This window comes from Streptococcus sp. HMSC068F04 (assembly GCF_001837455.1).
GTDB lineage: Bacteria > Bacillota > Bacilli > Lactobacillales > Streptococcaceae > Streptococcus > Streptococcus salivarius_D.
Map to the genome: position 1 here is coordinate 26308 of NZ_KV832453.1, position 24203 is coordinate 50510.

The following is a 24203-nucleotide window of genomic DNA, read 5'->3' on the forward strand; positions in this document are numbered from 1 at the left end:
ACAAATATAATAATAAGGGTGTACAATAGCAAAGTAAGTTTCGTATGATATAAGGAGGAAATACGATGAAAAAGAAAAATTATGTTAGTAAAGCTGTGATGCTTGGCGCTTTACTAGCACCTATTGGGATGCCTACGGTATCTGTGTTAGCAGATAGCTTTTATCAAAATCAAACGAGTGCTCACGCTGCTGATATTACAAACTGGATTGCCAGCACACCTGAACAAATTACAAATAATTTGACAACTCAGAACATCAATCCACAGCAGTTAGATGGCCAACAATACGTGATTCAATGGGGAGATACCTTGTGGGGAATCTCTCAAGCGACTGGAATTTCTATTGAAAAATTAGCCTACGATAATAATATTCAGAATATTGACCTTATCTTCGCAGGTGACGTCCTCATCTTGAAACGTGATGGTGATGTCCCAGCAGGTTACCATGTGACTGGTAATGGTTACCGTTGTGCACATTCTAAGATTGTTATCAACAACTATTATGGTGATAACAACAGAGTGATTATCAATAACAGCACTTTTGTCTCTGATGACCATTCTAAGAATACAGTGATTTACGCTCCAGATAATTCTGACAATAGCGTTTCATTCTCAAATAGCACTACAAACAATAACAACGATAAAGACAAAGATTCTAAAGATGGCAAGGATTCATCTTCGTCATCATCAGAATCTAAAGATGCTTCATCAAGTTCGACAAGTGGATCATCATCTTCTGCATCAAGCTCAACAGCAAGCAGTAGTGAAAGCAAAGCAAGTACAGAAAGTTCTAAGGAAAAAGAATTGACTGATGATGCTTTCCAAGACAAGGTTCAAAGTGAATTCGAACAAGTATATCAACAAAAACGTTCAGGTCGTCCTGCATGGAGTTTCTTCTCACATGAAGGTGATAAGACTGGTGAAAATGCTACTGCTAAGAAGGACACTGAAAGCACGTCCCTCTACCGTCAAGGTGAAACGCCTAAGGCTCAAGACATTGTAGGTGGACCTAAAGATGGTGCTAAAACGGAAGACAATGCCAAAGCTCTCGCTCAAAAGATTTACGATGTTCTTAACAGTGATAGTAAGTTGTCAGATCTTATCAAGGCAAAATATGCTCAAATTCAGGTAAGTTATAAGGGTGATAAGTGGGCTTTCAACGTTGATGTTTACAAGGAAAAAGAAAGTTCATCATCAAGCACTGAAAAATCATCTGAATCTAAGGCTTCATCAAGTGTTGAACGCTCATCATCAAGTTCTTCAAGCCACACTGAAACAGACTCAGAGGCAACTTTCTCTGACCTAACTGGTGACGAATAGAGAGGGGCAAGACATGTCAAAGAGAAATATCATTATTAGTGTCGTTCTCGCCTGTCTCTTGGTTACGGGAGCTGGATTTGGTGCTTTCTATTACTGGGGAACACACCATTTGGATAGTGTTGTACCTGGTAAGGTTTACCAATACTCAAGTTCTCTAAATGGTGAGGTCAATAATCGTGTCATGTATGTAGCTTTCCAAGAAGGCGGTAACAAGGCACTTGTGAGTCAGGATCGTACGACAGTGGTTAATGCTGCTAAGAGTCAGACTGATTTTGACAAGGCCTATAATGATCAAACAGCTAAGTGGGAATACAGCGTGACGAAGACAACATTGACTCTCGGTAAAAAAGAGGACGATCAATTGTCACAATGGCAGTACAACAAGGTCTTTGCTTATGGTGACCACTTCACATCAAAAGATTTCTATTACCAGATTGCCAAAGGTGGTCAGGGTGAAGTCAAACAAAAAATGACCTTTAAAGAAATTAAATAAGTGTCTGAATATGACAAGATGCATTAGGTTTGGGACAAATTGTTCCAAACCTTTTTCTGTCTTCAAAACACGAATAATCTTTTCTTAAGTGGGGTCGAAAATTGAAATAAGAAGGTAAAAACGGTATAATAAGACTGTTTGGGCAATTGCAATCTGATAAAAAACAGACGAGTAAGATTGCCCCTAGACAGTTGACTTAAAGCTTACTTTTGCAAGACTGAAGATTAAATTAGGAGCAGACTCATGTGGTAGTTTAGTTGTTAGCTTCCTAATTTATCTAAGTCTCTGACAAGAGAATGATATAAGAAAGAACGGACAGATGATTACCTCTATTGTTTTTGACGTTGACGATACTATTTACGACCAACAGGCACCTTATCGTATTGCCATGGAAAAATGTTTCCCTGACTTTGATATGAGTCACATGAATCAAGCCTACATTCGTTTCCGCCACTATTCTGATGTTGGTTTTCCACGTGTAATGGCCGGTGAGTGGACAACCGAATATTTCCGTTTTTGGCGCTGTAAAGAGACGCTTTTGGAGTTTGGCTACCGTGAAATTGATGAAGAAACGGGTAACCATTTCCAAGAGGTTTACGAGCATGAGTTGGAAAATATCACCATGCTTGATGAGATGCGCATGACCCTTGATTTCCTAAAGGAAAAAAATGTTCCTATGGGTATTATTACCAATGGACCAACAGAGCACCAACTTAAAAAGGTTAAGAAGTTGGGACTTTATGATTACGTTGATCCTAAGCGTGTCATCGTCAGTCAGGCGACAGGTTTCCAAAAGCCTGAGAAGGAAATCTTCAACCTCGCAGCTGAGCAATTTGACATGAATCCATCGACGACACTCTATGTTGGAGATTCTTATGACAATGATGTCATGGGTGCCTTCAATGGTGGCTGGCATTCTATGTGGTTTAACCACCGTGGACGTAGCCTTAAACCAGGTACTAAGCCAGTCTTCGACTTGGAAATCGATAGTTTTGAGCAACTCTTTGGAGCGGTGAAAGTCCTTTTCGACCTTCCAAATAACAAATATATCTTTGATATCAATGATAATGAAAATCCAGTCCTTCAACTAGGTATCAATAATGGTCTTATGATGGCGGCTGAACGTCTTCTTGAGAGCAATATGAGTATTGATAAAGTGGTTATCCTTCTTCGTTTGAATGCTAATCAGGAAAAAATCCTTCGTATGAAATATGGAAGATAAATAGAGCGGCCTCGTGTGGCCGTTTTATTTATCAAGAGGGAGGAAATAATAGAAGTGAAGCTCTTGAAGTAGTAGGCTTTAAGGGTTTTTTGAGTGCTAAAAAGCGACCCTTGATCAGGATCGCTTGTCTTATGAAGTCAGTCGATGATTTAGCTAATCTTGTTTTGTTCATCCATATAGGACGTATCATTCCAACATTTAAGAGTGAAGTGCTCGAAATCGTTGGTTTCGAGAATAGTGACAGAAGCATTGTCAAGACCTCCTGCTTTACGAAGAAGACCAGGTTCAAAACCAAGGAGGGTACGGATAGAAGCTGTTAGGTTAGCTCCGTGACCGACAATGAGGACATTTTTAGCATCACTATCTTTAAGTGTTTTGACAAATTCGGCCACACGTTTTGTTGTTTTGTAGACAGATTCCGCTTGGAAGTCCTTAGCACGGAAATTGGCTAGATTGTTACGGAAGGCATCCATTTCTTTTGGATAGATGGCTTGGATAAGGGAAATCTTTTGCCCCTCTAGTTTACCTAGTTGCCATTCACGCAAAGTTTTAGTGTAGGTAACTTTAGCTTTAGGCTTTTGAGACTCCATGATGAGCTCTGTAGTTTTTTTAGCACGAGGTAGGTCACTTGAGAAGACCAAGTCAAAATGAGTGTCACTGAGGTAGTGACCTAGCTCACGTACTTGTTCGATAGATTCTTTAAGTAAAGGCGAGTCTCCCTTGGCACCTTGAAGTCGGCCTTCCAAGTTCCACTCAGTTTTACCGTGACGTACAAAATACAGTTTCATGATTACTCCTTAATATCAGCAAATTCAGCATTAACAAAATCAGCAAGTTCTTGACTATTGATACGAATAGAACGCCCAATTTCCCCCGCTGAGACAATGAGGAAGCCAGCATCTTGGGCAGACTGATCGATGTAAATAGGGAAATTATGTTTTTGGCGAATTCCCACAGGATTGTTAGCCCCGTGAACATAGCCAGTTGTTTTTTGGAGATCCTTTTGTGGAATCATTTGAACCTTCTTGTTCCCTGAAATTTTAGCTAATTTCTTTTCAGACAGGTGTTCGGTGATAGGGACAATGCCGATGACAGGCCCTGTCTTATCTCCCTTAAGGGCGAGGGTTTTATAAATGCTCTCACGCGCCACATCTTCTGGAAGATCCCCCTCTAAACCATTGAAGGATAAGCTATCATGGTCAATCTTAGCTTTATCAAGAATTTGGTCAACCAGGGTCTTCTTGACTTTGCCTTTCTTAGCCATTGTCATATCTCCTTTTAAAGTTATTCATTTCTACCATCCATTATAACATATTCGTCCGAACAAGCCTAAACCAATTTGACAAGAAGAAAACCAGTGCTTTAGACACTGGTTTTTACTGACTACTAGATGAACTTGTCGAAGTAGTCTTCTTATTTTTAGTTGGTTTTTGCTTAATCTTACCAAAGAGTTTTTCAAAGGTTTTACGTTTGTTTTTCTCGGGATTGATTTGGCTAAGATCTAGAATATTATCGAATCCAGGAAGACTTCCTTGTGAGGTATACTGATGTAGATCATAGTCAATATCAGTGTTTGGCAAAGTCTCATAGTAACCAGAGTCAGTACCGTAGGCGGGAATCCAAACAGCATCGAAGTTTCTGGTTGAAACCTCTTGCTCAAGCATGAAATAAGCACCGATATAGAGACCGACTTTATCAGCTCCTAGACGTTTGAGCTCAGCTAGAAAAGCTTGGACACCTTCCTCCATATTAGGCATGGTTTCCTCTTCAACGTCAATCCAGTAATAGGTAGGTTTGTATGGAGAAGCATTTTTGTAGAAAATACGAGCCTCCTCCTTCATCTCCTTGACAGAAGCACCTTGAGCGTAGGAATAGACGGCAACTGGAACATCACGTTTTTGGAGTTCTTTGATATGTTTTTTAAAAGATTTGTCAACCCCATTCGAACTAGCGGCATTGCTATCCTTACTAATCTGTGATCCGCCAAAGACACGGATAATAGCACCAGAAATATGATTTGACAAGACATCGTAATCGATATCCTGAGGTAGTTGCCACCCCGAAAGGTCGATAATGGGATTGAGTTTCAGCTCCTCGTCGGAACTACTAGATGTACTACTGGTTGTTGTTTTCGGTGTAGTAGCAGAAGGAATAGCAGATTTCACGTTTTGGAGATGCGCCTGCTGTTTGGACGTATTGTGAATATTTGCAATAACTAATGCTAATCCTAAAAGAGCTAGAACCACGTAAACAACGATCGGTTTTATTCTTTTTCTCATTACTCCCATTTTACCTTAAATAGCGCAAAAATGCAAAATAGAGTGTTTATAAATTCTGTGAGAGATATTAAAGTGACTGATTTCCAAAAAGCCTTTGTAGTGCTGACTTAGGCACATTTTATGAATAAGTGTGTTTTGAGCTAGTCTTGAATTAAGTGAATTTTTCATTTATTAAAGCAAGAAATTTAGCTTAAAAGTCAGTTTCTTCCTTGAAACTAGCGCCACTAGTGGCATCAGACCAGGCGACAAGGGCTTGAGCAGAGTTATCCAGATAGGTCTTGAGAGGTTGCTTCAAATCATAAACGGTCTCCCAAAATCCAAGGACCTTTCCTTCTTGGTCTATGGCAGCTTGGTAGGTCTGGATCAGGACTTGATCAAAACTATCTGTTGGAATCTGATAACTTCTTTCTTTTGTAGGAGATGCTAGAACTTCAGACATGATCCAGTCAGGCAGATTTTCATCCTCACGGGGAAAGAAACTACCATCAGCGCCACCATTGTCATAGAGAAAGTTTCCTTGGGCATCATAGGCGGCTAATTTATAAGGCAGGTGATTCAGTAAAGTTTTTAAATCGTTCATACTTTCATGATAGCTTCTTTCATGGGAAATGGCAATGTATTGGATTGGAGACAAGACTATCATAGGATAGTATCAGTTTGTCCGAGGATAGTAGTATCTCTTACAACCGTATCAGGGTATAATAAAATAAAAGAAGACTCGAGGTGAAAACATGTCAAAACTTATTTTTCTAGATGTTGATGGGACATTGGTGGATTATCATAACCGCATTCCAGAGTCAGCAGTAAAGGCAATTCGTCAGGCGCGTGAAAAGGGGCATCTGGTCTATGTTTGTACCGGACGTAGCAAGGCAGAAATGCAACCTGAATTATGGGAAATTGGCTTGGATGGGATGATTGGTGGCAATGGCTCTTATGTGGAGCATCATGGCCAAGTCCTCATGCATCAGCTGATTTCCAAGGAAGATGCAGCAAAGATTGTGGATTGGCTAACAGAGCGCCATCTTGCCTTTTATTTGGAGAGTAATAACGGCCTCTTTGCCAGTCCTGATTTTCGGGAGCGGGCGCGTGAGACACTTAAGACTTACGCTATTCAAAAGGGGCAATCTGCAGAGTCTGTTGAGGGTAAGGAACCAGAAGATTTCATTCATGGTCTCCAGTATGGTGGGGAACTCTACCGTGACGACCTAAATAAGGTCAGTTTCGTTTTGGAGTCCTATCAGGATCACTTGGATTCCAAAGAAGCTTTTCCACAGCTTGAAGCCCATACTTGGGGTGGTCGAGGTGAAACAGCCTTGTTTGGTGATTTGGGTGTTAAGGATATAAACAAGGCCCATGCCATTGATGTTCTTTTGGAATATTTGGGGGCTAAGCGTTCGGATACCATTGCTTTCGGTGATGCCAAGATTGATATCCCTATGTTGGAATACTGTGAGATTGGCGTTGCCATGGGAAATGGTGGGCCAGAAATCTTGGCTATGGCAGACCTAGTCACAGACGATGTTGAAGCTGATGGCTTGTACAAAGCTTTTGATAAATTGGGCTTGTTGAAATAGAAAAAACTGAGCTACCTAGGTAACTCAGTTTATGTTTTATGCTGGTTTACGACCGATAAATTTTTTCAAGAGGTACAAGAGATAGCCGACAGCGATATATCCGGCACTGATGACTAGGACATTTACCAAGACCTTGTTCCAACCAAATTTATTGACATTGATAAAGAAGTAGGCGAAGGGGCTATCTTTAGCTCCTGGAATTGGGAGTTTTAGCACCAAGCCATTTAGAAGGGCAAAGGCAAAGTAAGAGAGAGGGACCACGGACCAGTAAATTGGCTCACGTAGACGGTAGGCTTTCTTAGCATCGAAAATAAGGGTATCAAGCACCAATCCCCAAGGCACAATATAGTGGACCAAGAAGTTACGGAGAGTCCAGAATTTCTCAGGCTCTGTAATAGGGGCCAAGAGGATGTGATAGATGACTCCAGTGATGAGGATGGCCATGGTTACACCACCCTTGTAACGCAAGAGTTTGGTGTTAGTCGTCGCATCCTCTTTTTTAAAGTCATAGATGATAAAGAAAATCAAACTAGAGAAGACCAGGATATTGGACAAAACAGTGTAATAGAGCAACATGCCCCAACCATCGTCATGGATTTGGATAGAGACTCCTACCAAACCACAGAGAGCTAATAAGATACGGTAAAATCGTGAAATAGTCATAAGCTTCCTTTTCCTAATAAATAATCTCTCTTATCATATCACATTTTTCACTAACAATTTATTGAAAATTCTAGTAAAATCAAGGTAAGAAAGACTTTAAGGAGTAATGATGTCCAATTTAATCGATTATCTTGAAAAGGTTAAGGATTTGCCTTTCGACCAAGAGCCTCTTAATATTTTGGATAAGGTTTGCATCAATGAGATTGGCTACCTGACTTATGAAAAATGGCTCTCAGCAAGTGATTTGAAGGAAACCATCAATTTACATGACTATGCAGAGGGTAAGGACCTAAATCCCGATTACACCTTCATGGTGACTAAGGAACGGGTAGATCTGGCTGAAGCCATGGTCAGGTCTAGACGTTTCGCTGGACTTAATCTAAGTGACTACTGTAGTGTCTTGGACAAGGGAGTGGAAAAGCAGTTTGCGGCTATGATTTTCAGCTTGCCTGAATTGGACTACCAGCAGATTGTCTTTCGTGGGACAGATGATAGCGTTATTGGTTGGAAGGAGGATTTTCAACTGACCTACAGTCGGGAAATTCCTGCGCATCGCTCAGCTATGGCCTTTCTGGAGAAGCACTTGCCAAACCTCAGTGGTCACATCGCTGTTTCTGGTCATTCCAAGGGTGGCAATCTTGCCCTCTATTCGGCTGTTCAGAGTTCGACTGTCTTGCGTGAGCAAATAGCAGAGCTCTTGCTTCTTGATTCTCCGGGCTTGATGAAATCACTCTTAGAGAAGCCTTCTTACCAAGAGTTGAAACCCAAGATGACGGTTATCAGACCTCAAGAATCAGTTGTGGGAGTCATGCTCTACTGGGATAAGGTCGCAAAGCTCGTAGCAGCAGATGGCATAGGCATCGCTCAACACAATGTTTTGCTTTGGCAGGTTGACTTGGGAACAAATGATTTTGTTTATGTGGATCAGCCGACAGACTTGAGTCAACGCTTAAAAGAGACCTTCCAAGAATGGATTGAGACCTTGCCAAATCAAGAACTCAAGCAGGTTTGTGACTTGTTCTTTGATACCATTCTTGATTCTGGAATTGAAAGTCTGGATGATATTGGGATAAAAACTCTCCCTAAGCTAGGCCAGATGTTGCAAGAATTTGGCAATCTCTCGGACCAACAAAAGAAAGTGCTGCAGGATGGTTTCAACCAGTTACTCTGGATATTTTGGAAGTCGGGAAATAGGAAATCTAACCTGCCCAAACTTGAACTTCCTGATTTTATCAAGAAGTTGAGTGAATTAACCAACAACGATTAGAGACAGCGGAACCATAGAAGTGGAGGATTTTATGTCTAAAAACGTACTTATTACAGGAGCAACATCAGGAATTGGCGAAGCAACAGCGCGTGCCTTTGCCAAAGAGGGAGAAAATCTCATCCTAACCGGTCGCCGTGTGGAGCGTTTAGAAGCTCTAAAAGAAGAGCTCCAAGCAACCTATCCAAATCAAAAAGTTTGGACCTTTGCCCTGGATGTCACAGATATGGCCATGGTCAAGGATGTTTGCCAAGCCATTCTCAAAAGCGTGGGGCAAGTCCATGTCTTGGTCAATAATGCAGGTCTGGCACTAGGTCTAACAGCTTATCAAGACTATGAGGAGTGGGACATGCTGACCATGCTCGACACCAATGTCAAGGGCTTGATGATGGTGACACGTCAGATCTTGCCAAGCATGGTTGCTGCCAATGAGGGCCATATCATCAATATGGGCTCTACGGCGGGCATCTATGCCTATGCAGGTGCTGCCGTGTATTCAGCAACCAAGGCTGCAGTAAAAACTTTCAGTGATGGCTTGCGTATCGATACCATTGCCACAGATATCAAGGTGACAACCATTCAGCCTGGTATCGTTGAGACCGACTTTTCTCAAGTTAGCTTTCACGGTGACAAGGACAAGGCGGCGAAAGTTTATCAAGGGTTAGAAGCCCTCCAAGCTCAAGATATTGCGGACGCAGTTCTCTATGTCACCAAGCAACCACGACGCGTCCAAATTTCAGACATGACCATCATGGCTAACCAGCAAGCCACAGGGTTTACGATTTATAGGGGAGAAGACTAGGAGAAGCTTATGAAGAATCACACTAATCCAGCCATCGGCAGTAGCTGGGAAGACTTGCAAACAAAACTCTTTAGCAAGGAAGAGATTGAAGCCAGTTACCAAAGAGTGGAAAAACTCATTCAGGAAAAAATGGGTAAATAAATGATAAAAACATGACCTTCGGGCTGTGTTTTTTTTGTTGGAATTTTCCCAAAACTATGAAAGAACCCGTGAAAATGCTATAATGTAAGGGATTACGACAGTTTTGAGGTAACAAGATGAAGGAATTAATGAATAAAATCAATCAATTTAGAGATGATAGAGATTGGCGTAAATTTCATAATGAAAAGGATTTAGCTATCTCCATATCACTAGAAGCAAGTGAACTTCTTGAGTTGTTCCAATGGAAAAAATCAGAAGAAGTAGTAGCGAGCTCACTTAAAGAAATTAAGGAAGAACTTGCTGATGTATTGATTTATTCTTTGATGATGGCAGATAATTTGAATTTAGATGTTGAAGATATTATTAAAAGTAAACTTGATTTGAACGAACAGAAATATCCTGTTGAGAAAAGTCGAGGAAGTAATAAAAAGTATAATGAGTTGTAGTGGTGGAAGATGGACATAGAATTATATTTTGAAGATAAAAGCTTTATTGAGCAGAATTTCGAATTGAAAGAATTTAATCTAATTTCAACGAGTTACATTAAAGATTATCCAATATTATATATTTTGTATAGGGATAAATCCGAAGCTTATATTGGTCAGACGACGAATGCAAGAAATCGTATGAAGAACCACTTAAAGAATCCAGTTAGACGAAAACTTAAGAGGGTTCTATTAATAGGGCATGATAAATTTAATCAGTCTGCAACATATAACATTGAGACTAATCTAATTAACTATTTTTTGGCAGATGGAATTTTTAAATTACAAAATAAAAGTCAAGTTTCTTCTAATCAGGTAATTCATAACTACTATCAGAAGCAATATTATAATGAAGAGGTCTTTCAAAAACTTTGGGACAAGTTAAGGCAAAAAGGTCTCGCTAGGAATAGCAGTGATGTTATTCAAAATAAAGATGTGTATAAACTTTCACCTTTTCATCAATTATCAGATAGTCAATATGGAGTTAAAGAACAAATCATTGATTATTGTCGTAGAAATTTGAAAAAACTAAAAGAAGGTGAACACAAAGTTTTCTTAGTTAAAGGAGAGGCTGGTACAGGAAAGAGTGTTGTATTGTCTTCTCTATATAATGATCTTTGTAATTTATCAAGTGATAAAGATGAAGGAGATAAAGAGTCAGGATTATATAAAACAGTTAATCGTTTATTGGTGAATCATTCGGAGGTTTTAAAAACCTATCAAACTATGTCCAAAAGTTTGCCTAATATGAAGAAAAAAGACATTATGAAACCAACATCCTTCATTAATAGTGTTGATAAGGAGAAAATTACCAAGAGTGATATAACATTAGTAGATGAGGCCCATTTACTTTTAACTAGTAGAGATGCGTATAATGGGTTTCATTATGAAAATCAGTTAGAAGAAATTATTAAACGATCAAAGATTACTATTGTTATTTTCGATCCTAAGCAGGTTTTAAAATTGAAATCCTATTGGGATGAAGAGACAATGGATAGCATTATGTCTAAATATGATACTGAAACTCTATACTTAAAGGAACAGTTTCGAATGAATGCTTCAGATGAAATTATTGAATGGATTGATAATTTTGTTGAAAAGACAATACTACCCTTGCCTAAATCAACAGAAACTTTTGATTTTCAAATTTGTAAGTCTTCTCAAGAACTTTTTGATAAAATTACAGAGTTAAATAAAAAAGATAACTTATCTCGGTTGGTAGCTACATTTGATTTTACTCATAAGAAAGATGGAGAAGAGTACTACGTAGATGAAGAGGGAATTAATTTACCTTGGAATCTTGCGACTAAAGGTGTTTGGGCCGAAGATCCTGAGACGTTAAAACAAGTTGGGTCAATTTATACTGTTCAAGGATTTGACCTAAATAATGTAGGTGTTATTCTTGGTCCATCTGTTAGTCTTGATGAGAAAACAAACTCCATAAAAATTTTACAACATGAATACAAGGATAAAGGAGCCTTTCAAATTCCGCAAGAATTTGAAAAGAATTTTTCTAGAGAAAATGCAGATTCCTACAAAGAAGAAATAGTATTAAATTCAATTAATATTCTTATGAAAAGAGCTATAAAAGGCTTATATATATATGCTATTGATAGTAAACTTAACGACTATTTACTGAAATTGAAAAGAGATATGAAATTATAGAATTAATTTACTTAGTACACTTCATGGAACAACACAAGAAGCAGACGAAGAACTCAAGGCTTTTGTGGAAGCATTTAAGGGGTAGTTTATTAGTTAAATGATAAAAGAAGGATCAGTCAAATGAAGTTTTGACTGGTCTTTTTTCTATGAATTTGATAATATTAAATTACCAAAAAGGTAATTTAAATCGAACGGAAAGGAATTTATGAAGCTTATCTATACAAATAAAACTGTTGAGAAACAGTGCACTGAGCTGAGGCGAGCGAAAAAGGATTTTTCGGATAAGGTTGCATTAAAGTTGCACCAGTTGATTAACCTTTTGGAAGTATCGGATTCTTTGGCTAGTGTGACGGCTTTTCCTAAGTATCATTTTCACCAATTAAAGGGAAAGAGAAATGGACAGTTTGCTTTAGATATAGATGGTCGAAGGAGTTCCTATCGTTTGATTGTAGGATTTCGTGAGGAAGATTTTGAGAAGGTGTTTTCTAGTCCGGTAGAAATCGAAATCTTGAAAATAGAGGAGGTTAGCAATCATTATGAGTAAAAAAGTGGTTGAGTACAAAGACCTGGTTGCTTTTCATCCAGGTCAGTATGTTGAAGACTTAATTGAGGACTATAACGTAACTCAGAAAGAATTTGCGGAGCGTTTGGGAGTCTCTGCCAAGACTGTCAGCAAGCTAGTTAATGCTGAGGAGTCTATTAGTAAGGAGACAGCTCATAAGTTAGCCAAGTTAAGTGGTGTTTCTATGCAGACTTGGCTCAACCTTCAAAACATTTATGATGTGAAAGTGGCTGAAATTGTAGAACAAAGAGAGCTTGATCAGGGTCGCGAGAAGGAAATCTGTGATATGATTGACTTTAAGTATTTTAAACAAAAAGGCTACGTTCCAGAGAAGCGCTATAGTATCGGTGAAAAGATTACAGAGCTTCGGAAAATTCTGGAGGTATCGAGTTTAGAATATCTCGTGACTTTTAACCATTTAGTGAGTTATCGTAATACACGTGACTTTACCGAAAAGAGTATCGTTAATTCCAATATCATGTTAGAGTTAGCATCTAAAAAAGCTCGTAATAAAACGACCACGAAGCTTAATTGCAGAAAGTTAGAGAAAAGCTTACCAACTTTAAGAGACTTGACAAGACAAGATCCAAAGGATTTTGCTCAAGAGTTGACCGATATCTTGCTAGAGTGTGGGGTTGTCCTAGTGGGCCTTCCTGCTTTAGCAAATGCCAATTTAAATGGTGCAACAAAGAAATTTGGAAACGGTAGTGTCTTGTTGTTATTAACAGATCGTAATAAAGCATCGGATATTTTTTGGTTTTCACTTTTCCATGAGATTGGACATATTCTGCAGAATGACTTTTCATCTGATGACGGAGGTAGTGACTCTTATCGACGTTCTGAGGAGCTAGCAGACCAGTTTGCGAAAGATTTACTAATTGACCCTCAAGACTATCAAAGATTTATAGATGAAGCTTGCTTTGATAAACAAGCGATTAAGAAATTTGCTGATGAGATTGATATTCATCCAAGCATTGTTTTAGGTCGCTTGCAGAATGATGAGTATTTGGGTTATGATCAATTTAGAGACTTGAAAGTGAACTATTATTTAGTTTCTTAATGGATCTTATAGTGCAATCAAAGGCTTTTTCCGAATAATAGAAGTAGAGGGGCCAACCCTCTATTTTTTATTAAGGAGAAGTAGATGGAAAAAAGACATAAGCATGTCTCACCGACCTTGGATATTATGGCTAAGAAGATTTTCAGCCTGCCTGAGGTGACGGTGGCATTTATTCGAGATATTTTGGATTTGGATGTTGTGGATGCTCAGATTTTGGAGGGGACACAGCTTCATAAAAAGGACTTTGACGAGGATGAGCTCTTTTCAACCTCGGTGGATGTTCGAGCCAAGTTGAATGATGGAACCGAGGTTATCATTGAGATTCAGGTGCGTAAGCAGCATTATTTTCTCAATCGTTTTCATTATTATTTGGCTAGCCAGCTAGTAGAAAATGTGCAGCAATTACGCCAACAAGGACAGACACACAAGATGTATGAGCAGATGGAGCCGGTCTATGGTATAGCTATCTTGGAGAAGACCTTGTTGCCAGATGAGGAGTCCCCGATTAATACTTATTGGATGGCCAATAGTAGGACGGGGAGGCCTTTGAATGCTTACTATAAGGATGGGAAACAGCAGAACCTTCTTCAGATTGCCTTTTTAGAGTTGGATAAGTATAATAAAGATAAGCATATCAGGGATGAAGGGCGGCAGTGGCTAGAGTTCTTTGGAAATCTCCCATTTTCTAAGGCACCTAGCCGAGCGGTCACGCATGCCGATTCATTACTGGATTCATCCAGCTGGACACAGGAGGAAAAGGCGATGATTGATGAACGCATACGTATTCAAGAAAATTATGACATGACCATGGAAACAGCAATTGATGAAGCGCATGAAGAAGGCTTGGAACGAGGTCGTCATGAGGAGCGCTTAGAGTTGATTCGCAAGATGCTGTCAAAAGGTCTATCTCTAGAAGTAGTATCAGATGTGACTGGTCTGTCGCTTGAAGAATTAGAGGCAATGTTATCGTAAAATCTAGTTAGGTTAGTTATTTTTTTGAAAAATAAGAGGCAGATTTTTGTCTCTTTTTTATTTTTTTGATGTTTAACATTTGTAATACTAAAACATTCGGAAAATAATACTTTGAAGCGTAAAATTAAAAAAGACTGTCAAACGTTTGACAGAAATCTGAGAAAACAGATTTAAAACATTTTGATCGTTTTGGCCGATAACTCTTGCTAAATAAGCCTTTATGGAAATTTAGAGTTTTTTATTTCTTACACGTGAAAGAAATCACCTTTTTGTGCGACATTTTTAGACTATAATTTAGACGTGAATGACTGAACTTTCTAATATGACAATTTTGTTAAGGCCTTGTTAAAATGGATAGCCTAGCCTTTTTTTTTACTTTTTCATCCCTTATAATTTACTTTGGTTTGTTTTTAATAAGAAAAACAACAGCATTATTAACAATCTTTAATATGAGGGAATCTTTATTTTCTTTCAAAGGACGGCTTGGTCCTAAGATAGAGAGATTGTGAAAAAAAGTATCAGGAGAATAGACTTGTTTAAAGAAAGAAAAACGAAACCAAAGTACAGCATCCGTAAATATTCTATTGGCGCAGCATCAGCTTTGATTGGCTTTATGGCTCTTGCTAATGGGCAAGCTGCTCAGGCTGATGAGGCACAATCAATTAGTGATTTGACTGATGCCTCAAATCAAGCACAGACACCTCAAACAGCCTCAACGGCACAATTGGCGACTTCAGAGCCAGCATCAGTTGAGCCAGTACAAACGTCACGGCCTGCCAATATTGCTTCAGTTCAGCCTCAGGTAACAACTGTTCAAGCAGCTGAACAGACTCCGACTATTGATCAATTGGTTGAGACAAGCAACCCTCAAACTCAAGAAATTTCAGCAAATGTCTTAACCAATGCGACTGAGGACCAAGGTCAAGGCAAGGAGTACAGCACAGATGGTTACGGTGCAAAAATGCCTTATACGACTCATGAGGCAGAAAATGCAAGTGTTGAAAATGGTGCTACAATCCAGCAGTCAACGGACATGGAATCTACGGCTGTGGAAGCGACTAACCAAACTTATGTTGAACTTCCTAAAAAGGATGCGGCAGTTACTTTCAATGTCACTGAGCCAGCCAATGCTTTGAATGTGCGTTATACAATACCTGATGGTGCATCAGGTCAGTTGGATGTGCAGGTCAATGGTTCAAGCGTTGGTAATCTTGATTTGTCATCTCACTCAGCATGGCAGTACCTTAAAGGGGACCATGAGTATGATCAAGCCATTGATGGTTCAAGTGCACGTTTTCGTTTTGATGAGACACGTCTTCTCCTCAAGGATATCCAATTGAAATCTGGAGATAGGATTTCTCTAGTTAAGAAGAAAGATGACAATGTCCCTTACGGTATTGACTTTATTGAGCTTGAACAGGCTCCAGCGCCTGTTGCCCAAGGTGAAAATAGTATCAGTATCGTGGATAAGGGTGCATCTGCCAATGATGATAGTGATGACACTGCTGCCCTACTTGCGGCTGTGGAAGAAGCTAAAGCCAGCGGAAAATCTGTCTATATTCCAGAAGGACGTTTCAATTTTGATAAACAAGTTAATATCGAAGCTGATAATCTAAAAATCTCAGGTGCCGGTGTTTGGCATACGCAACTACACTTTACAAGTGACAAACGCTATGGTGGTGGTATTGTCTTCGGTCATAATAGTAATGGCATTGAGTTGAGCAATCTTTACATGGATTCCAACTTGACGTCTCGTTATAACGAGGATGCACAGTACAAGGCTATTTCGGGAACACTTGGTAAGGATTCGAAAATTCACGACATCTGGGTTCAGCATTTCGAAGTCGGTATGTGGATTGGAGACTACGACCAGACGGGTAATATGAAGTATACGGATGGTCTTGTCGTTGAAAATGCTCGTATCCGTAATAACTTGGCTGATGGTATTAACTTTGCTCAAGGGACCAAGAATTCAACAGTTAAGAACTCTAATATCCGTGGGAATGGTGATGATGGTTTAGCTATCTGGTCAAGTATTTCAGATGGTACAAATGCCGCAGCTGAGGAAAATAATAAATTCCTCAACAATACCATTGAATCAGGCTGGCGTGCTGCTGGTATCGGTATTTTTGGTGGTAAGGGGCATGAAATTTCAGGAAACCTCATCAAGGACGTCTTTGCTGGAGCAGGTATCCGTGTAAACACTGTCTTTGCAGGTCACAATTTTGACCTCAATGATTCTGGAATTAAGATTCATGACAATACCATTCTACGTTCAGGGACAACTAATGACCTCTATAAGCTCCATCGTGGTGCCATTGATTTCCAACAAGTTCGTGGAACAATCAAGAATGTCGATGTTTACGATAATAAACTATTGAATACCTTGGCTGATCCAGTGATTACCAAAAACTTTGAGATGGGTGACAATGGTAATGGAGAAATCCGTTTATCTAATAATACGATTGACAATAAGGCGACGATTGTTGGGGCTGTCTCAGCAGTTTCTCCAACAAAACCTGAACCAAAGCCTGTCAATAATCCAGTCTCTGAGACTTCAGTTTCCGAAACGCCAAAGAGTGAGGAAAGTTCATCAGCCCCAGTTTCCGAAGCATCAAACAGTGAAGTAATTTCCGAAACTTCAGCATCAGAAACACCAAAGAGTGAGGCAGGTTCAAGCACTCCAGTTTCTGAAGCATCAACTAGTGAAGTAATTTCTGAAACTTCAGCATCAGAAACACCAAAGAGTGAGGCAGGTTCAAGCACTCCAGTTTCTGAAACATCAACTAGTGAAGTAGTTTCTGAGACTTCAGTTTCAGAAACACCAAAGAGTGAGGAAACTTCAGTAGCTTCATCTACTAGTCAGCTTGACGTAGCAATTACTTCTGATAGCCCAGAGAAATCTCCAACTTCAGAAAGCACACAAAAGGATCCGATAAGCGAGGTTTCTTCAGAAGTTATTGAAAAAGGTTCAACAAGTCAGGTTGATGTCAAAGTTTCTGAATCTCCAACAACAGCACGTACATCTGAAGTTGTCAGCATCTCCCCAAATAGTCAGGTCGCTTGTAACAATGACCTAAAAATCTCTGTAACAAGCAGTCAGCTCGCCTCAGAAGCTATTCGCTTTAATTCTCTTTTGAATGAGAAGTCTGTGGATGTGATTGCAAGTAAAGTTATGGCGGTTATGGCCTCTGAAACATTAGCCTCAGAAGCGGCATCACTTACAAGCTCTGAAGGTGTTGCCAAAGAGATTAGCAGTGATTTGTCAGAATTGGCGGAAAGCAAGAAGGATGACACACCTAAGAATGTCGCCCGTATTGATAAAGCAACTGAGGCAAAACAGGTGGCCAAGAGTTCTGAAAGCCAAGCTAGCACTTCAAAAGAAAAAGGTAAGTCTAATACGACAACGGTCTTCCTTCTTGTCGGAGTTGCTGCAGCACTAAGTATATCTACAGTTTATCTTACAAAACAAGGTAAAAAAGCAGGTAAATAATAGGTAAGAAACATCCATTAAATTGGGTGTTTTTGTTTTTAAGCAAGCTCTAAGATACCTAATATCATTATTCTTTATTTTTAATCATCCACTTTGATTTGGTCCTGTATAATTAAAGTGATAAGAAAAATTAAGGAGTTAAGATGATGAAAGAAAAAAGAAATAGTAGGATTCGTTTATTTGCTCTTCTTGTTTTAGTATTTACTTTAGGATTCGGATTTTCATTTGATACTAGCAAACAATCTTCGGCTGTGAGCTCTCAAGTGGTTCAAGCGGATGAGAACAATGGTATCTTGACTTTTAATGGTCAAAAGCAGTTTGTCATGGAGGAGAAGGACCAGTTAGGACGTGCCCACAGTGCTCATATACAGTTACAAGATAAGGACGAGCCGAAGAATAAGCGTCCCGGTAAAATAAAATATGATCCTGTAGGATGGCATAACTATAAGTTTTATTATGGTGACGGTAAATCAAAATCTTGGCTAATGAATCGAGGGCATTTGATTGGCTATCAGTTTTCTGGTGTCAATGACGAGGGCAAGAATTTAGTGCCTATGACTGCCTGGTTGAATTCTGGAAATTATAAAGGAACCGACGAAGGTAATCAGTCAGGTATGCTTTATTACGAGAATCGCTTGGATAACTGGCTAGCACTCCACCCTAACTATTGGTTAGACTATAAGGTAACAGCTATCTACAGTGGAGATGAGTTGTTGCCTCGTCAAGTAGAACTTCAGTATGTTGGTATTGATGGTTCTGGAAATCTCTTGGAAATTAAACTTGGTGGAGATAAGGAGACTCTTGACAGTCAGGGAGTTACGCATGTTATCTTGGATAACCAATCACCAAATGCAGAAATCAATTATGCAGATGGGACAGCGACAAATACGGTTACTGAATTTACTGAAGCGCCATCTGAGCCTAGTTCTGAGAGTTCACAGGTGACTGAACAACCAAGTTCTGAGCCAGAGCATGTGCAACCTGCACAAGAAGAAAGTCGAACAGTTTATGTGGCGCGTCATGGAACAGCAGATGTTTATTGGTATGACATCAACAGTATGCCTAGCAATACCAACAAAGCAAATGTCGTTACAATGACAGAGGCAGATGCCCTAGCCCAAGGTAAACGACACACGTCTAAAGAGTAATACAAAAGCTGGACATCTTGTCCAGTTTTTTTGTAAAACGACTCACATTTTACCACTTTCATCTGAAAATTTGATATACTGAGACTATCAAAGATACTTGAAAGAGAGGTTAATTGACTCTTTTTCAGTACAAGAAAGGAATAGAAATATGATTTGGATTATTATTGCCATTATCGTTGTTCTTGTAATTTTTGTTATTGCAAGTTATAACGGCTTGGTTAAAAGCCGTATGCAAACCAAGGAGGCATGGAGTCAAATTGATGTTCAATTGAAACGTCGTAATGATCTCCTTCCTAACTTGATTGAAACGGTTAAAGGTTACGCTAAATATGAAGGTTCAACGCTTGAAAAAGTAGCAGAACTTCGTAATCAAGTAGCAGCTGCGACTTCTCCTGCAGCAGCTATGCGTGCCAGTGATGAATTGACTCGTCAGGTTTCTGGCATCTTTGCGGTAGCTGAAAGTTACCCTGATCTTAAGGCTAGTGCCAACTTTAGCCAGCTTCAAGAAGAGTTGACGAACACTGAAAATAAAATTGCCTATTCACGTCAACTTTATAACAGTGTGACAAGTAACTACAATGTGAAATTGGAAACATTCCCAAGCAATGTTATTGCTAAGATGTTTAGCTTTAAGGCAGCTGAATTCCTTGAAACACCAGAAGAAGAAAAAGCTGTGCCTAAGGTTGATTTCAGTGGACTAGGTAACTAATATGTTATTTGATCAAATTGCTCGAAATAAGAGAAAGACTTGGCTTTTGCTCCTGGTCTTTTTCCTCTTGTTGGGCCTTGTTGGCTACGGTGTTGGCTATCTTTGGTTAGGTTCAGGCTTTGGTGGTCTGATTCTTGCCCTAGTTATTGGTTTTATCTATGCCATTACCATGATTTTCCAATCAACCAATGTCGTTATGGCCATGAACGGTGCACGAGAAGTTGATGAACAAACGGCTCCAGACCTTTATCATGTGGTCGAGGACATGGCTATGGTGGCCCAAATCCCAATGCCACGTGTCTTTATTGTCAATGATCCTTCTATGAACGCTTTTGCGACTGGATCAAGCCCTAAGAATGCTGCAGTAGCTGCTACAACTGGTCTACTTGCAGTTATGAATCGTGAGGAGCTTGAAGGGGTTATCGGACATGAAGTGAGTCATATTCGCAACTACGATATCCGAATCTCTACTATAGCAGTTGCCTTAGCATCTGCCATTACCATGCTAGCTGGGATGGCTCGTAATATGATGTTCTGGGGTGGAGGCCGTCGTAGAAATGATGATGACCGTAATGGAAGTAGCGGTTTGGAAATTATTCTTCTCATTATTTCTTTGATTGCCATTATCCTGGCGCCTTTGGCGGCTACCTTGGTTCAGTTGGCTATTTCACGCCAACGTGAATTTCTAGCTGATGCTTCTAGCGTCGAATTGACACGTAACCCACAAGGTATGATTAATGCTCTGCTCAAACTTGATAATAGTGAGCCAATGCAACATCACGTGGATGATGCTAGTGCAGCCCTCTATATCAATGATCCTAAAAAGGAATCTGGTTTGCAGAAGCTCTTTTATACTCATCCACCAATTTCAGAACGAGTGGAACGCTTGAAACAAATGTAAAAAAAGTGAGACTGATGACACATCTAAGTGTGTTCATCAGCCTCGCTTTTTTAGTTTGATTCAATATAAAGATTGCTAGCAATAGCTTCTGGTATTTGGACGTCCTTTCCATCAATATGTAGTCGGTAGAGTTGTGTGAAAGGGTCAAAGCCTTCCAAGGTAAAAGGTGTTCCAATTTTAAGACCGACAGTCTCCAAATAATGGAGTAGATCATGTTGATCTTGAACTCGACGAAGGACATAATTTCCAGGAGCAAGACTTTGTGTAAAAGTCTGGTTATAAAATTCTTCTATGAGTTGACCTGATTTGGGAATTTGCCCGCCGTGTGGACAGGTTTGAGGATAGTTGAGTAGGCGGTCAAGAGCATCGATGAAGTGATCAGAGACAGTATGTTCTAAAATTTCAGCCTCTTGATGAATTTGATCGCAAGAATATTGCAAGTGGTCCACCAAAAAGACTTCGATGAGGCGATGTTTACGATAGAGTTCAGCAACGTTGATTGTACCTGTTTTCGTTAGGAGGTAGCCCTTGTGTTTATCTTTGACGATGAGGTTTTCTGAAATCAATTTTTTAATCATTTCCGTCACAGCAGGTGGAGACACCTCCATGCGGTTTGCGATTTCCTTATTAGTGATTTTACCTTCTTCAGTACCAATCTCATAGATACATTTGAGGTAGTCTTCTTTATTAGGTGTCATGTTTTTTCCTTTAAAAATAGTCTCACCTTAGTATAACAGATTTTTCAGAAGAATACAGAACGTATCTCAGACAAGATTTTTACTGATTCAAACCCTGGGCGATTTTATCCAGATTATATTTCATCATGTTGTAGTAGCTATCGCCGTTTTGCCCTTTTTTGGCAATAGAATCTGTAAAGATTTTTGCATAAATAGGAATATTGGTATCCTTAGCGACTGTTTTCATAGGGCGGTCATCGACACTAGATTCGACAAAGAGTGCTGGCACCTTGGTTTGACGGAGTTTTTCCACAAGCGTTTTGATTTGGTCTGGTGTACCTTCTTCTTCAGTATTGATTTCCCATATGTAGGCAGATGGTACTCCATAGGCTTTAGAGAAGTATTTGAAACATCCTTCACTAGTGACAATTAGTTTTTTTTCATCGGGAATGTTGTTAAAGGTCTCTTTAGCTTCTTGGTCCAGTTTACTAAGCTTGTTAGTATAGGTTTTTAGATTCTTTTCGTAATAGGTCTTGTTTTTTGGGTCCTTAGCGATGAGTTGCTTAGCAATATTTTGTGCATAAATAATCCCATTTTCCAGATTAAGCCAAGCGTGAGGATCCTCCTTACCTTTTTCTGACTGACCTTCAAGGTAAATCACCTCAACACCATCACTAACTGCAAAATAATCTTTGTTTTCTGTCTTATGGGCATTCTTGACCAACTTAGTAAACCAGGCATTCCCACCAGTTTCTAAATTGATACCGTTATAAAAAATCAAGTCAGCTTGTGACGTCTTCTTTACATCATCAGGAAGAGGTTCATATTCGTGAGGGTCCTTACCAACCGGGACAATAGAGTGGAGAGTGATTTTATCTCCAGCAATATTTTTGGTGATATCGGCAATAATGGAATTAGTCGTAACAACTCGTAATTTATCTTTGCTACTGCCTTGTTTATTATTACACGCTGCTAAAGTAACTACCGCTAAAAGTAATAGTGCCATTGTTGATAGTATTTTTTTCATATTATTTTCATCCTTTTATTTTATTGTTGATAAGTCTTATTCATGCCACTCTGTTTAGGGACGATGAAAAAGCTGATGAGAAAGAGAAGGGCAGATGTTAACACAATGCTTGAACCGGCCGCAATGTTAAAACTATAGCCTATAAAAAGACCTAGAACAGAGGCTAGGGCCCCAAAAACTGATGAGAGGAGAATCATGGTTTTAAGACTGTTAGCATATAAGTAGGCGGTAGCAGCCGGTGTGATTAAAAGAGCCACAATAAGAATAGTGCCAACACTTTGCATAGCAGTCACAGCAACCAAGGTGAGAATAACCATAAGTAAGTAATGGTAGAAGGTGACTCTAACTCCAATAGACTTAGCTAAGATTGGATCAAAGGATGTCAGGAGTAGAGGGCGAAAGAAAATTTTTATTGTTGTTAGTACGAGAAGGGCAACGGCAATCGTTATCCACATATCCAAGTCTTGTACAGCTAGAATATTTCCAAAGAGAATATGAAAGAGATCTGTGGAACTATTTGCGACACCTATGAGAATAATGCCAAGAGCTAGAAAGCTTGAAAAGGTAATACCGATTGCTGTGTCACTCTTAATAATGGAATTGCTTTTGATATAGGTAATTATTGTAGAAGCTAAAAGACCGAAGACGATGGCTCCTATGAAAAAATTAATACCTAAGATAAAGGAAATGGCTACGCCAGGTAAAACCGCATGTGAAATCGCATCACCCATTAGTGACATACCTCTTAGAATAATAAAACAACCAACAGCCCCCCCGACAATTCCAATAACTAAAGCCGTTATAAGGGCGTTCTGCAAGAAGTGGAAATTTAGCAAACCATCAATAAATTCAGAAAACATTTGCATCTCCTTTATAAAATAAACTGTTACCGTAGGTTTTACGGAGATTATCCTCATTAAAAATAAGATTAGTAGGCCCGCTAGCAATCAATTTACGATTGAGGAGGATGACTTGGTCAAAATAATGAGGGACCTTGCTCAAATCATGGTGAACAATGAGAATAAGCTTTCCTTGTTTCTTAAGTTCCCTCAAGGTGTTCATGATAATATCTTCACTAACAGAATCGATCCCAACGAAGGGCTCATCTAATAGGAGGACATCTGCCTCTTGTACAAGACAACGAGCAATCAGAACCCGTTGAAATTGGCCCCCTGATAATTGGCTTATCTGGCGATGGGCCAGATCATTTAAACCGAGTAGAGCTAAAGCTTTTGTGACCTTAGACCAATCTCTTTTAGTTAGACGTTTAAAGAACTTGGTTTTGGAATAGAGGCCTAGAGAGACGCACTCTTTGACAGTAATTGGAAAGTTAAAATCAATTTCCGCCTTTTGTGCAACATAGGAAAGACGATTTAATTGCTGACGAATAGGCTGTTTATTGAATAGGAATTGCCCGGAGTGAGGGATAATACCAATAAGTGCTTTAATTAGGGTTGATTTGCCAGCACCATTAGGACCAATAATTCCGGTGATACTTGGTCCGTCTAGGTTTAAGGTGATATTATCTAGAGCCAATGTCTGTTGGTAAGACACATTAATATTTTCGATTTGGATCATTAGTTGCCTCCTATTAGTTAATATAACCGAAAATAAAAATTAAGTCAAGTTAATTTTTGTAATTAGGTAAGGTTAATGAAATAATGTTGATTTAATGAGTTTTGGGTAGTAGACGAGGGTATATTTTTATTCTAACCAATCAGACTGTTTGAGACTTGTGAGGAGGTAA

General features: G+C 39.3%; 25 protein-coding genes. 16 read left to right on the forward strand and 9 right to left on the reverse strand.

Features of this window, described 5'->3' with window-relative positions:
• The first annotated feature begins 65 nt into the window (after positions 1-65).
• From HMPREF2571_RS00140 to HMPREF2571_RS00150, 3 genes are all read left to right on the forward strand, one after another.
• Complete coding sequence (locus HMPREF2571_RS00140) at positions 66-1319, forward strand: LysM peptidoglycan-binding domain-containing protein (protein WP_070846924.1); 1254 nt, start codon at positions 66-68, stop codon at positions 1317-1319.
• A 13-nt stretch (positions 1320-1332) separates the two neighbouring features.
• Entirely contained in the window at positions 1333-1812 is a 480-nt protein-coding gene (locus tag HMPREF2571_RS00145) for a hypothetical protein (protein ID WP_004182767.1), read from the forward strand.
• 319 nt (positions 1813-2131) lie between these two features.
• Positions 2132-3034 carry an HAD family hydrolase gene (locus tag HMPREF2571_RS00150; protein WP_002890593.1) on the forward strand — a complete coding sequence of 301 codons (903 nt, stop codon included), beginning with the start codon at positions 2132-2134 and terminating at the stop codon, positions 3032-3034.
• A gap of 149 nt (positions 3035-3183) precedes the next feature.
• Here HMPREF2571_RS00150 and HMPREF2571_RS00155 read toward each other — a convergent pair whose 3' ends face one another.
• From HMPREF2571_RS00155 to HMPREF2571_RS00170, 4 genes are all read right to left on the reverse strand, one after another.
• The gene (locus tag HMPREF2571_RS00155; protein ID WP_013990825.1) at positions 3184-3822 is read right to left on the reverse strand and encodes a histidine phosphatase family protein; all 639 of its coding nucleotides are present in this window, start codon (positions 3820-3822) and stop codon (positions 3184-3186) included.
• Between the two features lie 2 nt (positions 3823-3824).
• Entirely contained in the window at positions 3825-4298 is a 474-nt protein-coding gene (locus HMPREF2571_RS00160; RefSeq protein ID WP_045768905.1) for an aminoacyl-tRNA deacylase, read from the reverse strand.
• A 112-nt stretch (positions 4299-4410) separates the two neighbouring features.
• Positions 4411-5313, reverse strand: coding sequence for a glycoside hydrolase family 25 protein (locus HMPREF2571_RS00165; protein WP_045768904.1), 903 nt, complete (start codon positions 5311-5313; stop codon positions 4411-4413).
• A gap of 190 nt (positions 5314-5503) precedes the next feature.
• Positions 5504-5893, reverse strand: a complete 390-nt coding sequence (locus HMPREF2571_RS00170) for a hypothetical protein (RefSeq protein ID WP_045769008.1) — start codon at positions 5891-5893, stop codon at positions 5504-5506.
• Between the two features lie 151 nt (positions 5894-6044).
• On the opposite strand from HMPREF2571_RS00170, the gene HMPREF2571_RS00175 reads away from it, so the two are divergent.
• A complete protein-coding gene (locus tag HMPREF2571_RS00175; protein WP_070846927.1) occupies positions 6045-6887 on the forward strand; it encodes a Cof-type HAD-IIB family hydrolase in 843 nt (280 codons plus the stop codon).
• 36 nt (positions 6888-6923) lie between these two features.
• On the opposite strand, the gene HMPREF2571_RS00180 is transcribed toward HMPREF2571_RS00175, so the two are convergent.
• On the reverse strand, positions 6924-7550 hold the full coding sequence (locus HMPREF2571_RS00180; RefSeq protein WP_070846929.1) for a Pr6Pr family membrane protein: 627 nt from the start codon (positions 7548-7550) through the stop codon (positions 6924-6926).
• 109 nt (positions 7551-7659) lie between these two features.
• Here HMPREF2571_RS00180 and HMPREF2571_RS00185 point away from each other — a divergent pair, with 109 nt between their 5' ends.
• From HMPREF2571_RS00185 to htpX, 12 genes are all read left to right on the forward strand, one after another.
• Entirely contained in the window at positions 7660-8817 is a 1158-nt protein-coding gene (locus HMPREF2571_RS00185) for an Mbeg1-like protein (RefSeq protein WP_070846931.1), read from the forward strand.
• Between the two features lie 31 nt (positions 8818-8848).
• Entirely contained in the window at positions 8849-9616 is a 768-nt protein-coding gene (locus tag HMPREF2571_RS00190; RefSeq protein WP_070846933.1) for an SDR family NAD(P)-dependent oxidoreductase, read from the forward strand.
• A 9-nt stretch (positions 9617-9625) separates the two neighbouring features.
• Positions 9626-9757: a hypothetical protein gene (locus tag HMPREF2571_RS10780; RefSeq protein ID WP_013990816.1), complete on the forward strand. Its 132-nt coding sequence runs from the start codon at positions 9626-9628 to the stop codon at positions 9755-9757.
• Between the two features lie 116 nt (positions 9758-9873).
• The gene (locus HMPREF2571_RS00195) at positions 9874-10203 is read left to right on the forward strand and encodes a nucleotide pyrophosphohydrolase (protein WP_070846935.1); all 330 of its coding nucleotides are present in this window, start codon (positions 9874-9876) and stop codon (positions 10201-10203) included.
• 9 nt (positions 10204-10212) lie between these two features.
• Positions 10213-11907 (forward strand): DUF2075 domain-containing protein, encoded by a 1695-nt coding sequence (locus tag HMPREF2571_RS00200; RefSeq protein WP_070846936.1) that lies wholly within the window; start codon positions 10213-10215, stop codon positions 11905-11907.
• A 205-nt stretch (positions 11908-12112) separates the two neighbouring features.
• Positions 12113-12451 (forward strand): type II toxin-antitoxin system RelE/ParE family toxin, encoded by a 339-nt coding sequence (locus HMPREF2571_RS00205; protein WP_049528707.1) that lies wholly within the window; start codon positions 12113-12115, stop codon positions 12449-12451.
• A complete protein-coding gene (locus HMPREF2571_RS00210; RefSeq protein WP_070846938.1) occupies positions 12444-13529 on the forward strand; it encodes a HigA family addiction module antitoxin in 1086 nt (361 codons plus the stop codon). The genes HMPREF2571_RS00205 and HMPREF2571_RS00210 overlap by 8 nt, the downstream gene beginning before the upstream one ends.
• A gap of 84 nt (positions 13530-13613) precedes the next feature.
• The gene (locus HMPREF2571_RS00215) at positions 13614-14501 is read left to right on the forward strand and encodes an Rpn family recombination-promoting nuclease/putative transposase (protein ID WP_070846941.1); all 888 of its coding nucleotides are present in this window, start codon (positions 13614-13616) and stop codon (positions 14499-14501) included.
• 532 nt (positions 14502-15033) lie between these two features.
• A complete protein-coding gene (locus tag HMPREF2571_RS00220; RefSeq protein ID WP_070846943.1) occupies positions 15034-17994 on the forward strand; it encodes a YSIRK-type signal peptide-containing protein in 2961 nt (986 codons plus the stop codon).
• Positions 17995-18137: 143 nt separating this feature from the next.
• The gene (locus tag HMPREF2571_RS00225; RefSeq protein ID WP_049554281.1) at positions 18138-19142 is read left to right on the forward strand and encodes a DNA/RNA non-specific endonuclease; all 1005 of its coding nucleotides are present in this window, start codon (positions 18138-18140) and stop codon (positions 19140-19142) included.
• 148 nt (positions 19143-19290) lie between these two features.
• Entirely contained in the window at positions 19291-19851 is a 561-nt protein-coding gene (locus HMPREF2571_RS00230) for a LemA family protein (protein ID WP_013990801.1), read from the forward strand.
• Between the two features lies 1 nt (position 19852).
• Positions 19853-20752: a zinc metalloprotease HtpX gene (htpX, locus tag HMPREF2571_RS00235; protein WP_013990800.1), complete on the forward strand. Its 900-nt coding sequence runs from the start codon at positions 19853-19855 to the stop codon at positions 20750-20752.
• Positions 20753-20802: 50 nt separating this feature from the next.
• Here htpX and HMPREF2571_RS00240 read toward each other — a convergent pair whose 3' ends face one another.
• From HMPREF2571_RS00240 to HMPREF2571_RS00255, 4 genes are all read right to left on the reverse strand, one after another.
• Entirely contained in the window at positions 20803-21450 is a 648-nt protein-coding gene (locus HMPREF2571_RS00240; protein ID WP_013990799.1) for a metal-dependent transcriptional regulator, read from the reverse strand.
• A 79-nt stretch (positions 21451-21529) separates the two neighbouring features.
• Positions 21530-22456 (reverse strand): metal ABC transporter substrate-binding protein, encoded by a 927-nt coding sequence (locus HMPREF2571_RS00245; protein WP_041817383.1) that lies wholly within the window; start codon positions 22454-22456, stop codon positions 21530-21532.
• Between the two features lie 20 nt (positions 22457-22476).
• Positions 22477-23316 carry a metal ABC transporter permease gene (locus HMPREF2571_RS00250; protein ID WP_004182741.1) on the reverse strand — a complete coding sequence of 280 codons (840 nt, stop codon included), beginning with the start codon at positions 23314-23316 and terminating at the stop codon, positions 22477-22479.
• Complete coding sequence (locus tag HMPREF2571_RS00255; protein ID WP_013990797.1) at positions 23306-24034, reverse strand: metal ABC transporter ATP-binding protein; 729 nt, start codon at positions 24032-24034, stop codon at positions 23306-23308. The genes HMPREF2571_RS00250 and HMPREF2571_RS00255 overlap by 11 nt, the downstream gene beginning before the upstream one ends.
• Positions 24035-24203: the final 169 nt, after the last annotated feature.

What these genes read in the sequence shown, in the direction of transcription:
- HMPREF2571_RS00255 (WP_013990797.1), bottom strand. Translation starts at nt 24,034, where the DNA reads ATGATCCAAATCGAAAATATTAATGTGTCTTACCAACAGACATTGGCT.
- HMPREF2571_RS00205 (WP_049528707.1), top strand. Translation starts at nt 12,113, where the DNA reads ATGAAGCTTATCTATACAAATAAAACTGTTGAGAAACAGTGCACTGAG.
- HMPREF2571_RS00145 (WP_004182767.1), top strand. Translation starts at nt 1,333, where the DNA reads ATGTCAAAGAGAAATATCATTATTAGTGTCGTTCTCGCCTGTCTCTTG.
- HMPREF2571_RS00240 (WP_013990799.1), bottom strand. Translation starts at nt 21,450, where the DNA reads ATGACACCTAATAAAGAAGACTACCTCAAATGTATCTATGAGATTGGT.
- HMPREF2571_RS00230 (WP_013990801.1), top strand. Translation starts at nt 19,291, where the DNA reads ATGATTTGGATTATTATTGCCATTATCGTTGTTCTTGTAATTTTTGTT.
- HMPREF2571_RS00170 (WP_045769008.1), bottom strand. Translation starts at nt 5,893, where the DNA reads ATGAACGATTTAAAAACTTTACTGAATCACCTGCCTTATAAATTAGCC.
- HMPREF2571_RS00180 (WP_070846929.1), bottom strand. Translation starts at nt 7,550, where the DNA reads ATGACTATTTCACGATTTTACCGTATCTTATTAGCTCTCTGTGGTTTG.
- HMPREF2571_RS00245 (WP_041817383.1), bottom strand. Translation starts at nt 22,456, where the DNA reads ATGAAAAAAATACTATCAACAATGGCACTATTACTTTTAGCGGTAGTT.
- HMPREF2571_RS00195 (WP_070846935.1), top strand. Translation starts at nt 9,874, where the DNA reads ATGAAGGAATTAATGAATAAAATCAATCAATTTAGAGATGATAGAGAT.
- HMPREF2571_RS00165 (WP_045768904.1), bottom strand. Translation starts at nt 5,313, where the DNA reads ATGAGAAAAAGAATAAAACCGATCGTTGTTTACGTGGTTCTAGCTCTT.
- HMPREF2571_RS00200 (WP_070846936.1), top strand. Translation starts at nt 10,213, where the DNA reads ATGGACATAGAATTATATTTTGAAGATAAAAGCTTTATTGAGCAGAAT.
- HMPREF2571_RS00215 (WP_070846941.1), top strand. Translation starts at nt 13,614, where the DNA reads ATGGAAAAAAGACATAAGCATGTCTCACCGACCTTGGATATTATGGCT.
- HMPREF2571_RS00185 (WP_070846931.1), top strand. Translation starts at nt 7,660, where the DNA reads ATGTCCAATTTAATCGATTATCTTGAAAAGGTTAAGGATTTGCCTTTC.
- HMPREF2571_RS00210 (WP_070846938.1), top strand. Translation starts at nt 12,444, where the DNA reads ATGAGTAAAAAAGTGGTTGAGTACAAAGACCTGGTTGCTTTTCATCCA.
- HMPREF2571_RS10780 (WP_013990816.1), top strand. Translation starts at nt 9,626, where the DNA reads ATGAAGAATCACACTAATCCAGCCATCGGCAGTAGCTGGGAAGACTTG.
- HMPREF2571_RS00140 (WP_070846924.1), top strand. Translation starts at nt 66, where the DNA reads ATGAAAAAGAAAAATTATGTTAGTAAAGCTGTGATGCTTGGCGCTTTA.
- HMPREF2571_RS00175 (WP_070846927.1), top strand. Translation starts at nt 6,045, where the DNA reads ATGTCAAAACTTATTTTTCTAGATGTTGATGGGACATTGGTGGATTAT.
- HMPREF2571_RS00160 (WP_045768905.1), bottom strand. Translation starts at nt 4,298, where the DNA reads ATGGCTAAGAAAGGCAAAGTCAAGAAGACCCTGGTTGACCAAATTCTT.
- HMPREF2571_RS00155 (WP_013990825.1), bottom strand. Translation starts at nt 3,822, where the DNA reads ATGAAACTGTATTTTGTACGTCACGGTAAAACTGAGTGGAACTTGGAA.
- HMPREF2571_RS00225 (WP_049554281.1), top strand. Translation starts at nt 18,138, where the DNA reads ATGATGAAAGAAAAAAGAAATAGTAGGATTCGTTTATTTGCTCTTCTT.
- HMPREF2571_RS00150 (WP_002890593.1), top strand. Translation starts at nt 2,132, where the DNA reads ATGATTACCTCTATTGTTTTTGACGTTGACGATACTATTTACGACCAA.
- htpX (WP_013990800.1), top strand. Translation starts at nt 19,853, where the DNA reads ATGTTATTTGATCAAATTGCTCGAAATAAGAGAAAGACTTGGCTTTTG.
- HMPREF2571_RS00250 (WP_004182741.1), bottom strand. Translation starts at nt 23,316, where the DNA reads ATGTTTTCTGAATTTATTGATGGTTTGCTAAATTTCCACTTCTTGCAG.
- HMPREF2571_RS00190 (WP_070846933.1), top strand. Translation starts at nt 8,849, where the DNA reads ATGTCTAAAAACGTACTTATTACAGGAGCAACATCAGGAATTGGCGAA.